Origin of the sequence: Moorena sp. SIO4G3, from assembly GCF_010692305.1 — a bacterium.
GTDB lineage: Bacteria > Cyanobacteriota > Cyanobacteriia > Cyanobacteriales > Coleofasciculaceae > Moorena > Moorena producens_A.
In genome coordinates this window covers 1-11,943 of record NZ_JAAHIG010000276.1, presented here as the reverse complement: position 1 = coordinate 11,943, position 11,943 = coordinate 1, and the positions used below count along the sequence as shown (strand labels likewise).

11 protein-coding genes are annotated in these 11,943 nt (G+C 43.2%); 5 read left to right on the top strand and 6 right to left on the bottom strand.

Going from position 1 to position 11,943, the window contains the following annotated elements:
- Positions 1-139: 139 nt before the first annotated feature.
- Positions 140-1,864 carry an ABC transporter ATP-binding protein gene (locus F6J99_RS32695; RefSeq protein WP_293119272.1) on the bottom strand — a complete coding sequence of 575 codons (1,725 nt, stop codon included), beginning with the start codon at positions 1,862-1,864 and terminating at the stop codon, positions 140-142.
- Here F6J99_RS32695 and F6J99_RS32690 point away from each other — a divergent pair.
- Positions 1,853-2,116, top strand: coding sequence for a hypothetical protein (locus tag F6J99_RS32690; RefSeq protein ID WP_293119270.1), 264 nt, complete (start codon positions 1,853-1,855; stop codon positions 2,114-2,116). The two genes, F6J99_RS32695 and F6J99_RS32690, sit on opposite strands and share 12 nt — an antisense overlap.
- Positions 2,117-2,187: 71 nt before the next feature.
- On the opposite strand, the gene F6J99_RS32685 is transcribed toward F6J99_RS32690, so the two are convergent.
- Positions 2,188-2,829 (bottom strand): hypothetical protein, encoded by a 642-nt coding sequence (locus F6J99_RS32685; protein ID WP_293119268.1) that lies wholly within the window; start codon positions 2,827-2,829, stop codon positions 2,188-2,190.
- A 638-nt stretch (positions 2,830-3,467) separates the two neighbouring features.
- Positions 3,468-3,815 carry a hypothetical protein gene (locus F6J99_RS32680; protein ID WP_293119266.1) on the bottom strand — a complete coding sequence of 116 codons (348 nt, stop codon included), beginning with the start codon at positions 3,813-3,815 and terminating at the stop codon, positions 3,468-3,470.
- A 210-nt stretch (positions 3,816-4,025) separates the two neighbouring features.
- Here F6J99_RS32680 and F6J99_RS32675 point away from each other — a divergent pair, with 210 nt between their 5' ends.
- From F6J99_RS32675 to F6J99_RS32665, 3 genes are all read left to right on the top strand, one after another.
- The gene (locus tag F6J99_RS32675; RefSeq protein ID WP_293119264.1) at positions 4,026-5,237 is read left to right on the top strand and encodes a transposase; all 1,212 of its coding nucleotides are present in this window, start codon (positions 4,026-4,028) and stop codon (positions 5,235-5,237) included.
- Between the two features lie 544 nt (positions 5,238-5,781).
- A complete protein-coding gene (locus F6J99_RS32670; RefSeq protein ID WP_070395270.1) occupies positions 5,782-6,081 on the top strand; it encodes a type II toxin-antitoxin system HigB family toxin in 300 nt (99 codons plus the stop codon).
- Positions 6,065-6,466 carry a transcriptional regulator gene (locus F6J99_RS32665; protein ID WP_293119262.1) on the top strand — a complete coding sequence of 134 codons (402 nt, stop codon included), beginning with the start codon at positions 6,065-6,067 and terminating at the stop codon, positions 6,464-6,466. Before F6J99_RS32670 ends, F6J99_RS32665 begins: the two co-directional genes overlap by 17 nt.
- A gap of 508 nt (positions 6,467-6,974) precedes the next feature.
- On the opposite strand, the gene F6J99_RS32660 is transcribed toward F6J99_RS32665, so the two are convergent.
- Complete coding sequence (locus F6J99_RS32660; RefSeq protein ID WP_293119260.1) at positions 6,975-8,453, bottom strand: leucyl aminopeptidase; 1,479 nt, start codon at positions 8,451-8,453, stop codon at positions 6,975-6,977.
- Between the two features lie 454 nt (positions 8,454-8,907).
- On the opposite strand from F6J99_RS32660, the gene F6J99_RS32655 reads away from it, so the two are divergent.
- Positions 8,908-9,531, top strand: a complete 624-nt coding sequence (locus F6J99_RS32655) for a hypothetical protein (protein WP_293119258.1) — start codon at positions 8,908-8,910, stop codon at positions 9,529-9,531.
- Positions 9,532-9,548: 17 nt separating this feature from the next.
- Here the strand turns inward: F6J99_RS32655 and F6J99_RS32650 are convergent, their stop codons facing one another.
- Together F6J99_RS32650 and F6J99_RS32645 are read right to left on the bottom strand one after the other, a co-directional pair.
- Positions 9,549-10,793: an FAD-dependent hydroxylase gene (locus tag F6J99_RS32650; protein WP_293119256.1), complete on the bottom strand. Its 1,245-nt coding sequence runs from the start codon at positions 10,791-10,793 to the stop codon at positions 9,549-9,551.
- A gap of 134 nt (positions 10,794-10,927) precedes the next feature.
- Positions 10,928-11,943: RNA-guided endonuclease TnpB family protein (locus tag F6J99_RS32645; protein ID WP_293119254.1), on the bottom strand; the 1,016-nt coding region annotated here is incomplete at its 5' end.

Genomic DNA, 11,943 nt, shown 5'->3' with positions numbered 1-11,943 from the left:
TCCCGATTCCCGATTCCCGATTCCCGATTCCCGATTCCCGATTCCCGATTCCCGATTCCCGATTCCCGATTCCCGATTCCCGATTCCCGATTCCCGATTCCCGATTCCCGATTCCCGATTCCCGATTATATTTACTAGATCAATTAAATTGCTGAGCATAAAACCGAGCATAACGACCACCTTTTTCTAACAATCCTTCATGGTTACCCGATTCAACAATTCGTCCTTGTTCTACTACCAGAATCCGGTCAGCACGGCGCACTGTTGCTAATCGGTGAGCAATAATAAAAACAGTGCGGTCTTCCATAATCCGTTCTAAGGCTTCTTGTACTAAGGCTTCTGATTCTGAGTCTAAAGCGGAAGTGGCTTCATCGAGAATCAAGATTCTAGGATCGAGCAGTACCGCTCGTGCGATCGCAATCCGTTGTCGTTGCCCTCCCGATAAATTAATTCCCCTCTCCCCTACCCAAGTGTGATATCCTTGGGATAGTTTAATAATGAACTGGTGAGCATTGGCAATCTTAGCCGCTTCCTGAACAGCTTTAAAGTCAGGTTTTAACTGACCAAAGGCAATATTCTGAGCAATAGTACCTGAGAAGAGAGTGGTATCCTGGGGAACAATCCCGATCTGACGCCGTAGACTATTGAGGGTAATATCTTGGATATTGATTCCATCAATCAGGATTTCTCCAGATTGCGGGTCATAGAAGCGGGGTAGGAGATTAACCAAAGTAGTTTTACCAGCACCCGAAGCGCCGACTAATGCGATCGCATCTCCCGGAGCAATTTCTAAATTCAAATTTCTCAGTACAGGCTCACCAGGTTGATAAGCAAAGCTGACATTACAGTATTCCACCCTACCCGTCGCTGGGGGGAAAACTATAGCGCTTGGCTTTTCGATTACCGTTGGCTCAAGGGCAAATAGTTCAAAGATGCGGTCTATCGATGCTTCTCCCTGTTTGAACTCATTATAGTTTTGGGTTAAGATATTGATCGGATCAATCAACATGGCAACACCAATACCGTAACTGACAAACTTGGAAGCGGTAAGGTTACCCTCAGCAATTTGCCATGCTCCCAACAATAGTAGTAACAAGAAGCACAACGCTTCGAGAAAACCGACTATTGGAAACTGAATTGCTCTGAGGCGTTCAGCAGCATACTTGGCTTTGCGGTTGTTTTCCGCTTCTTGACTAAATTTTTCCAGGGTATAGTCTTCTGCAGCAAAAGCTTGGATTAATCGAATCCCGCTAAACACTTCCGTCAGCATTGCGGACAAATCCGATATCCGATTTTGGCTGCGATGGGAGAATTTCCGGATCTGTTCCCCAAACCAACCAATCAACAACCCCATCAATGGTGCAATAATTACTATGGCTAGGGTGAGTTCTGGATTAATATAGATGACAGCAGTTAATACTACAATCAGTTGCAAGACACAAGGAATAAAATCACGAACAATTTTGTAAATCACCTCCCCAATCCGATCAAGATCTTCCGTGAGTCGGTAGGTAAGGTCACCAGTTCTAGCAGCTTCAAAGTAACCAATACTGAGGCGCTGCAAATGGTTAAAAACGTTTTCGCGTAAATGAAGGGCAATCTGTAGTGAAGCTTTTGCTGATAGAGTATATAAACAGTACTGCGCTATTTTCTGGGTCAGAAACACAACAGCAGCTAACCCAGCTAGCTGAAGACTCCTGACCAGTTTTCCCTGTCCGACCACATCAAAAAAGGGCTCAGATAGCCAAAGGAGTAGGGGCCAGCAGACAGTGAATACTAATGTACAAACCAATGTCTGAGCCAGAGTTAAGCGTTGGGAACGAAGGTAAGGTCGCAGTTGCCAGTAACTAGAGTGGGGTTTCAAGTGTCAATCGGGATAATGATGGCTTCTGTTTTAACCTATCACTTACGGTTAGCTGATGGTGATAAGTCCCGGATTTGCCTGAGATGCCTAAAACAGTTGGGAATCAACAACCTTGGTTGGTGGGCATTAGGAGCCAGGCTTAGTTGGAAGTGGTTTGGGAGTTGCCCAGCAATGCCCACCCTACAGACTACAGACTCCCTAAAAAGCCTTTCACTCTTAGCTCACTCAGGACGTGATTACTTGATTAACTAGTGATAAATAAATGATAATAGTGTACAATAAATCTCTATGTTCAAGCTGTTGTTAATTCTATAACATACGAGTTACCCTTCATTAAAGACTCTAGTTTTTCTATTATCTTTTCTTGTTTGTTCAGTAGCCCTCTTGATGATTTGTTCTCCAATTATTTTTTCAATTTCTCCATCTTCTCGAAGAAGTTTATCTACACTTTGTAAGTTATTTTTAACAAAACTTACTTCGTAATCACTAAGTTTATAAAATATTTGGTTTTCAAGTAAATCGGCCAAATCAGTTGTAAAATCTTTATTTATAAAAATTGTATCAAGAATTTTATCAGCCATATTTCCAACTTCCTGACCGTATTTTTGTCCCAAGCCTAGTGTGACTACATTACATGTAGTGTAAACACAGAATTTGATGCTATATCTCTCAATTAAACGGTCATGATTTTTTTCAAAAATTAAATCGGATAAAGTAGCTCCTACTGCCCCACCAATCGGACCTCCATACCAGCTACCAATACCTCCAAATAATAATTTGGTCACTATTTTTTTTGCGTTTTCGATTTGTTCTAATTCTTTTTTTATTTCGTCAAGTGATTTAGTAGTATAATCATAGTCACAATAGTTTATAATTTCTGGAAATTTACCATAATTTACTCTGTTCTTTACAGATTGCCTGTAAGACATTTCATCTAAGTAATACATCATTCCCTCTGCTGACATAGTTAATATCCTCCTTGACTTTTGACAAATGTATTAACCCACAGTAAGTATGATAGCGTTTATAGGATTTATGAGGTACGGTTATCCCCCTAAATTACCCTTATCAAGAGGGAGTTATTTGGATAATTTGTACCTCATAACATAGATAATTGCTATATTAAGCTAATGCACTACCTGCTGGATGCTGAGTGCTGATAGCTGATTTTCAAGTATCTATAGATTTATCCAGCTAACCATCAAAAGTTATGCAGAAAACTTTCAATACCAGGTTGATATCCCAACAAGACTTATCCACCAAGACCCTTAACACCCCGTTTCTCCTTATAAGTCAAAAGCTGAAATCGGTATATAGCTTTTCCCATAGCTATGAGGTACACAGTACTTTTTCCCTTGTGCCTCTTGCGTCTTGCCTGCTCCGAACGCGCCCCGCGTGGCCCACGGCCTCAGTCCCTAAAACCCAGAGATTTGAAGGGTGCATCTCATATTTTAAAATGTTGTGTAGGCCGCGTAGGGTGTGTTAGGGACGGGCTCGCCGTCATTTTCAGCCTCGTCGTCAGCGTTGAGACAGCCAGCCCCGGAGCCCCAGACGCTGCTGGCGAAATATAAGTTAACATCCAAAACACTGATTCTGCCGTTGATTAGGTTACAAAACTATGTTGATTAGGATACAAAACTATAAAATGTTTTTCGATCATTAAACGGAATATCAAGGCTTTCAGCCTGTTAAGAAATGTTTCGCCAACAGCATCCGCCCCGTAACGCACCACCCGGTTAAACAGCTTTAATGAGATCCACCCTCCCCAATTTGGCTGAGATGGCTCAAACAGAATCAACAATCTTGGTTGGTGGGCATTGGTGACCAGACTTCGTTGGAAGTGGTTTGGGATTTGCCCAGCCAATGCCCACCCTACAGACTCCCCAAAATGCGATTGACCGTTCGCGCAGCGTCGGGCAAAGCCCGTGCATGTCACGCTTCGCGAAGGCACTTGCCTCTTGCATGCATGCCTTTTCCTGCAATACTGGTGTTAACAACCGAGATCCAAACGCCCTTATTAGATTTTTAACAACTGAAAACCCCGCCACAAAGCGAGCGGGGATGAAAGTTTATACGGGCTTAAGCCGCATTTTTGAGTGTAGGTAGTCATTTTGTGCTGGGCGTGTTAGCATAATAGTGTAACAGAAGAGGTCGAGTTCTGATGATCATACTTGAGTTCAAGGCATACGGGAATAAAAAACAGTATAAAGGCATTGATGAGGCTATTAGAACCGTAAAATTTGTCAGGAATAGCTGCCTTCGACTGTGGATGGATAGTAAAGGGTTAACGAAATATGATTTAAACAAATATTGTAAGACCTTAGCTAAGAACTTCCCTTTTGCTAATGACTTGAATTCAACCGCTAGGCAAGCTGCGGCTGAAAGAGCATGGTCATCAATCGCTCGTTTTTACGACAACTGCAAGAAAAAAGTACCTGGCAAAAAAGGTTTCCCAAAATTTCAGAAGCACTGTCGCTCAGTTGAGTATAAGCAGTCTGGTTGGAAACTATCCCCTGACAAAAAGTCAATCACGTTTAGTGACAAAAAGGGAATCGGAAAGCTCAAACTCAAAGGTACATGGGACTTATGGCGCTTTGATAAAAAGCAAATTAAGAGGGTTCGGATTGTTCGTCGGGCTGATGGCTATTATGTGGAGTTCTGTGTTTCAGTTGATATCAATGAACAGTTGGAACCTGCTGACGCCACCATTGGCTTAGATGTTGGCCTAAAATATTTTTATACTGATTCTAGAGGGGATAGTGAACCTAACCCCAGATTTTACAGAACGGGAGAAAAGCGCTTAAAGTTTTACCAGCGCCGAGTTTCCCGGAAAAAGAAAGGCTCAGCCAACCGTAAGAAAGCTATCAATAGATTAGGCAGGACACATCTTAGGATAAGTAGGCAACGTGAAGAACATGCCAAGAGACTGGCACGTTGCGTAATCCGGTCTAACGACCTGGTCGCCTACGAAGACCTAAGAGTAAAAAATCTAGTCAAAAACCATTGTCTTGCTAAGTCTATTAATGACGCAGGTTGGTATCAGTTTAGGAAATGGCTGGAGCATTTTGGCAAGAAGTTTGGCAGGGTAACCGTTGCAGTAAACCCCTCCTATACAAGCCAGAACTGTTCCCAGTGTGGCGAGGAAGTAAAGAAGTCCCTGTCAACTCGCACCCATATCTGTAAATGTGGGTGCCAATTAGACAGAGACCACAATGCCGCGATCAATATCCTCAAACGAGCCTTGGGTACGGCAGGGCATGTCGGAACCTGGATCTTGGATCCGTTCGCTTGCGGAGATTTGGCCTCTACTCTTCTTGGTTCCGACCAGGTTGAGCAAGCCGAGTCTATGAAGCAAGAATCCCCGCGCCTTTAGACCGGGGAGTGTCAATGTGATATCCTGATCATTGGTTGGTATTCAAAGTAAGAACTACTGTGCCCTTAAGAAAAATAATTTTATCTGTCTTCGAGCTTGAAGCCCCAAAAAACATTTCACTCTCAGATAACTCAGGATGTGATTAAACAACTGCAGAAAACTATAGAAGCATTTAAGACAAGAGGATATGGATTTCCCAAGTTTAAGAAATTTGGGCATTATCAATCATTTTATTCCCCCAGTTCAAGACCAGTCCCATTCAAGGCAATCCGATGCTTAAGCAAAAGTTGATTGGGCTAGTTAACATAACTTGGCATAGCTCTATTCCCTTTGGTTTCAAAATAAAGCGATGCAGCGCCGCCAAAGGGGGTTTCCACGGGGCTTACAGCGATGCAGCGCGGTCTTGGGGGTTTCCCCCATGAGCGACTGCATCAAGACAGGTGCGGAAGCAAGTTCCGCACACAGACCCATGCGCCATGAGCGACTGCATCAAGACAGGGAGTAATAGTTGTGTATAGATGCAGGGTACCAAAGAGGATATCAAATGCATGTGATCAGCTATCGACGTTTGCGGGAATTTAGTGAAAAACACGCTGATTGCCATGATGCTCTCGATAACTGGTATAAGATTGCCAATCAGGCTACTTGGTCTAACTTAGTTGAGGTACAATCGGTTTTTAGGAAAGCTGAAGCAGTAGGAAATTTTACAGTTTTTAATATTAAGGGAAATAAGTACCGCTTAATCGTAAGTATAGATTATGAAAAGCATTTAATTTACATCAAGTATATTCTGAATCACGCAGAATACAACTATGATAACTGGAAGAATGACCCTTACTTTTAATCGAAAGCAATACAAAAAATTGTTAGTTAAATATCAACCTAAAATGATTCAAACAGAAGAAGATAATGAAAAAGCTTTAGCTTTTGTAGAAGAGTTGATGCACCGATCTAAAAGAACACCAGAAGAAGATGAAATGTATGAATTGTTGATTACATTAATTGAAAAATTTGAGCAAGACTATTATTCACCAGGGATTAGATCTCATCCTCAGTCTATGTTACTTTTTTTGATGGAGCAAAAAGACATAGAACCAGGGGATTTAGTGGGAATTATTGGATCCCAAAAAACTGTTGATGACATTGTCAATGGCAAGGGGAAAATTAGCAAATATCAAGCAAAAGTTTTGGGGATTTTTTTCCAAGTTGATTCCAGTTTGTTTATGTGAAAAGCGCTGATCAATTGCTAACACTTGAGTTCCTTCGATGTATAGCGCTTTCCATACTTATGAGGGACACAGGAGTTTTTTTCTATTCCCTGTTCCATACAATACCAAAATTATCTGGCTCAGCCAATTGCTTTCCTTGAAAACCTATAGCTAGTAATGCTGGGCGGAAGTTATAATTCAAAATTATTGCATACTTATTAGATAAGTTTTTTGCTATTTCTCTTGATGCAGTCGCTCATGGGGGAAACCCCCAAGACCGCGCTGCATCGCTTTGAAAGGTATCTTTATTTCCGCCGTGCCTTACTAGAGGGTTAATGATATTAAGTAATGATCTTAAGTATAGTTGGGTTAGTTACCGATTACTGATTACCTATTACCTAATTTTAGAATTTAGAATTTAGAATTTAGAATTTAGAATTTAGAATTATCCCTTTTGCATTCTGCATTCTACATTCTACATTCTACATTCTGCATTCTACATTCTGCATTCTACATTCTACCGATTACCCTAAGTCTCACTCAATACCCAATTGACCAGAGTACGAACTGGAAAGCCAGTTGCACCAGAATTATTACAACCATTTTCTTTTTCACTCCAAACTGTTCCAGCAATATCGATATGTACCCAAGGCGTTTCCTTAACAAATTGCTTCAAGAACAACGCTGCCGTAATCGAACCACCTGCACGGGGCCCAGTATTTTTGAAATCAGCAATTTGAGATTTTAATCCCTCAAAGTACTTCTGTTCCATGGGCATCTGCCAGAGTTTTTCACCAGCGGCTTCTGCTGCCTCTTTAAACTGTTGCGCTATGGTTTCATCGGTTGTCCATAAACCAGCAATATCATTTCCCAATGCTACAACACAGGCACCAGTCAAGGTCGCTAAATCTGCGATCGCATCCACCTCTAATTTTTCCGCAAACACTAAAGCATCTGCTAGGGTCAGTCTTCCTTCAGCATCGGTATTATTGACTTCAATCGTCTTACCATTAGAAGCAGTAAGAATATCCCCTGGGTGCATGGCATGACCACTAATCATATTCTCCGTCGCCGCACTGATAAAGTGAACCTCGACATCCGGCTTCAACTGGCCAATTGCCTTAGCAGTGCCCAAGGTAGCCGCCGCACCCCCCATATCGATTTTCATAGTCTCGATGCCACTACCAGCACCTTTAATATTCAAGCCACCGGAGTCAAAGGTTAAGCCTTTACCCACAATTGCTAATTTGCGTTTTGGAGTGCCATCAGGTTTATAGGTCATATGAATAAACTTGGGGGGCAGATCTGAAGCTTTGGCAACCCCTAGGAAAGCACCCATTCCCAGTTCTTCACAGGCTTCCCTGTCCAAGATTTCCAGGGAAAAACCATACTCTGAGGCCAGCTCCTCTGCTGTCTGAGCCAAACTAATTGGTGTCACCTCATTAGCTGGTGCTGCCACCAACTCTCGTGCCAAAATTACTCCTTCACAGATTTTCTGAGCCTTATCAATCCCTGCTTCTTGCCCAGCCAATCCCAGTAAATCAATCTGTTCCAGCTTTGCGCCCTTATCCTCGGATTCTGACTTAAAGCGATTGTCTTGGTGTAGTGCCAGGATGATCCCCTCAGTGATAACTTGTGCCGTTGCTGTGGGGTCATCATTAACCACCGGTAGGCTAATTCCAAGAGTTTTAATCTTCTGCTGTTTCGCAGTCCTAGCAATTGTGGCACTGCCACGGCGCAGTGTGTCTAAGCTCAGGTCATCTGGTTTACCCAATCCTACCAGGATAATTTTACGGATTGGGCTACCGGATCCCACACGGGTGACAGCAGAACTATTAGCGCTACCCTTAAATTCTGTTTCCTCGATCAATTCTGTAATCGTACCAGCCAGTTTCTGATCCAACTCGGCTAAATCACCAGTCAGGTCTACAGCATCCTCAAATAACCCAATCGCTAGAGCATCGCCAGTCCAGTCTAACCGTGGTGTATCGGTTCCTCGAATTTCCATGTTTTTCTCTGTCTAGGTAATTACAATCAATGGTTTTGAAACCAATACCATAACAGATATCGACTGGTGATGGGGTATGGGGTGATGGGGAGATGGGGGAATGAAATGATGGGGTGTAGTGGGTAATTAATGTCTACAAGGATGTTTTAAATATTCTCTAACCATTAATCAAAAAAGTCTGGCATCCGTGTTAAAACCAAAGTTTATTATGATAAATTAGCCATAAACTCGTTCCGGATCGAGACGTTTATGGCTTAAAATATGGAGTGAGTTAACACACAAAAACTAAATCCTCGACAAAGCTATAGGAAAGTACATATTTTTGTCGAGGTCTGACTGGCTTCACGAGGCAAGCCAAAGTAGAAAGAAGTTTTCTAATCACTTAACCGATGCTCTATTGTTGAGCAACTTGAGGAATATTTTCCCTTAATCGCTGATTTCTGGTTTCGATCCTATGCCTCTGCTCGACCCCAACCGTTCTTATAGCTTCAGTGAAATAGCCAAACTCAAAACTCCCACGGATGAAATCTTGGCAGAATATGGCTATTCACTAGAACGTAGCTTATTAGATTTGCGGCAATATCAGGGTGAGTTAGATCGATTGCAGGAGCGCCAATCACGCCTCGAAGAAATCTTACCTTACCTGGATCTGAGCAACGAACAATCCCGGCGGGAGATGTTAATTGCACCTGTGATGGCAGATTTAATTCACTACACACGGGCGCAGTTGCGGATTGAGTATTTCATCAAGGTAAGCAATCAACTTCAAGGCGCGTTGGACTACTTGCTCAGGACAACGACTAATCTGTTAGTGGTTGAGGCAAAGCAAGAGGATCTTACCAATGGTTTTACTCAGATGGCAGTGGAACTGATCGCCCTCGATCAGTGGGAGAAATGCCCATCGGTTGACCAACAGCCACAGCTATTTGGAGCTGTTTCAACCGGGACAATCTGGCAGTTTGGTATTCTGCACCGTCAAGACAAATTAATCACCCAAACATTGACTCTCTACCGCGTACCAACGGATTTAGAACCCTTAACCAGAATTCTGATCGCAGCGCTGTCTAGGAGTAATTAAGCAAGAGAGCCACTGCTCTAGTGTTGAGCAACTTGAGGAATATTTCCTCTCAAACCAGTCATCAACTTCAAGGCATAAATCTTCACTGGACGAATCCGGCGCAGCATCCATAACCCGAGACGGCGTATCCCCACTATTGGTAACCAGTTGTTGGAAAACATCCGATCTAGGGTATCGGTAAACCCTAATATGACCAGATTCTCTTGCTTGCGCCAGTTTTCATAGCGCTTAAGAACTTCTATAGCTCCAATATCTTCCCCTGCTTGGTGTGCCTCAGTCAAAACTTGGGCAAGGGCAGCAGCATCGCGAATCCCAAGGTTTAGTCCTTGACCACCCACAGGATGGCAGCAATGGGCAGCATCACCAATCAGTGCTAATCGTGACTGAATGTAGCGATCGCTCTGCATCAATTGCACTGGAAACAAATAGCGATCGCATTCCAACTCCAAGCGACCCAAAAGACCACCAGTGTAGTATTCCAGCTTAGCGAGAAACTGATCTTCGTCTAGTGCTTGTAACGCTTTGGCTTCAGCATGGGGTGCTGTCCACACCACCTGGCAGCGATTCTCTGACAAGGGCAGCACCCCCATCGGACCACTAGGCCAGAAGCGTTCAAAAGCCGTATTATTGTGGGGCTTTTCGGTTTTAATCCGGGCAGTCACACAAGATTGCCAGTATTTCCAGCCACGAGTCGTAATCCTAGCCCTAGTCCGAATTTGCGATCGCGCTCCATCCGCCGCCACCACGAGCCTTGTCCTGATTCGATGCTGAGTATCACCCTCCTTGACAGTAATCTCGACCCCAGACTCCTGATAGTCTACATCCACTACTTCTGCTGGACACAGCCAGTCAACATTGGGGCAATCTGTCAAAAATTCTTGCAACGACGTTAGCACCGGACGGTGTTCTCCCACATACCCTAGGGCGTTGGTACCTAAATCTGAAGGGGAAAAATGCACCACACCGGAATGGTTAGCATCGGAAAGCCTGATCTGCCGAAATGTGCTAATCTGTGGCAGGATTTTATCCCAAACCCCAATACCTGCGAAAATACGCCCTGAGAGGATAGACAAAGCATAGGCTTGTACCCTGGCAACTGCCACTGACTTGGGTTTGGCTTCTATGAGTAATACGCTCAACCCAGAATGTTTCAACGCACAGGCCAGGGTAGAACCAGTAATGCCACCCCCGACAATGGCTAGGTCGTAATCAAAACTTTGATGGGTTGCTGAGGTAGTTTGAATCAGCAGTTCCAGCGCCATAACTATAGTAGTGAATCTCTCGGTAAATAGGAATATATACTGCTTTGTAAAACTGACACAAAACGACATAAAGCGTCGTCATGACGTTCACTTCCTGCTTCCTCCAGATAACTGGGTTGCGTAAGGTGTCGGCACTACTTACTAACACAGGCGATCACCGAGAAGCCCTCGGCTAAATGTTCTAAATTGAGGCTTGCGTTCAGATCACGATCAGCGATGTAATCGCAAGCCTCACAGTCAAACACTCGTTCTTTGAGTGGCATTTGTTGAACATGGCCACAGCTTGAACAGGTTTTAGTTGATGGATAGAACCTATCTGCAAACACTAATTCTGAACTGTACCACTCGGATTTATATTCGAGTTGACGACGAATCTCATAGAATGCAGAATCAGCGATTGCACCCGCCAGCTTGTGGTTTTTCAACAGGCCGGAAACATTCAAATCTTCTAACCCAATGACTGCGTGGTTCTTGCCTAGCCAGGAGGTTAGTTTATGGATTGCATCTTTCCGGATGTTAGCGACCCTTTGATGAGCTTTTGCTAGCTTCAGTTGAGTTTTATATCTGTTTTTAGAACCTATCTTTCTTCTAGATAATTCTCGTTGAAGTCGAGCTAATTTTTTCTTAGCTTTTTTATAAGCTCTTGGGTTTTCAAAAACCGTTCCATCTGAACAAGTGGCAAGAACTTTAACCCCAACATCAACACCCAGATATTCTCTAGATTTTACGGTTTGTTCAGGTTCAAACTCGTAGGCTACAGACAGATACCAAGAATCAGCTACTCGAGTGATTGTTACTCTCTTAGTCTGGATTTCTGGTAAAGGTTCGTATGTACTTACCCATCCAATAAAGGGAAGTTTTAATCGAGTTCCTGAAAACTCCATTATCCGGCCGCAGTTATCAAGAGTAAAGCTATCATTTCTACCTTTTTTCTTGAACTTAGGATGTTTAGACGTACCTTGAAAAAATCGTTTGAACGCTTCCCCTAAGTACATCAAGGCGAACTGATACACCCTTGAGCTTAGAGTGGATTGCCACGGATATTGAGGCTTAACGTGATTGGTGTAGAATTTTTTGAGCTTGTTAGTTGAAAGTTTTAGTCCTTCTTTATAAGCAAAGTTCCACATGCCTAACGCCCAATTCCAAACCC

Excerpts from the sequence above, each read along its gene's own strand:
- F6J99_RS32685 (WP_293119268.1), bottom strand. The coding sequence starts at position 2,829 with ATGTCAGCAGAGGGAATGATGTATTACTTAGATGAAATGTCTTACAGG.
- F6J99_RS32675 (WP_293119264.1), top strand. The coding sequence starts at position 4,026 with ATGATCATACTTGAGTTCAAGGCATACGGGAATAAAAAACAGTATAAA.
- F6J99_RS32670 (WP_070395270.1), top strand. The coding sequence starts at position 5,782 with ATGCATGTGATCAGCTATCGACGTTTGCGGGAATTTAGTGAAAAACAC.
- F6J99_RS32665 (WP_293119262.1), top strand. The coding sequence starts at position 6,065 with ATGACCCTTACTTTTAATCGAAAGCAATACAAAAAATTGTTAGTTAAA.
- F6J99_RS32660 (WP_293119260.1), bottom strand. The coding sequence starts at position 8,453 with ATGGAAATTCGAGGAACCGATACACCACGGTTAGACTGGACTGGCGAT.
- F6J99_RS32655 (WP_293119258.1), top strand. The coding sequence starts at position 8,908 with ATGCCTCTGCTCGACCCCAACCGTTCTTATAGCTTCAGTGAAATAGCC.
- F6J99_RS32650 (WP_293119256.1), bottom strand. The coding sequence starts at position 10,793 with ATGGCGCTGGAACTGCTGATTCAAACTACCTCAGCAACCCATCAAAGT.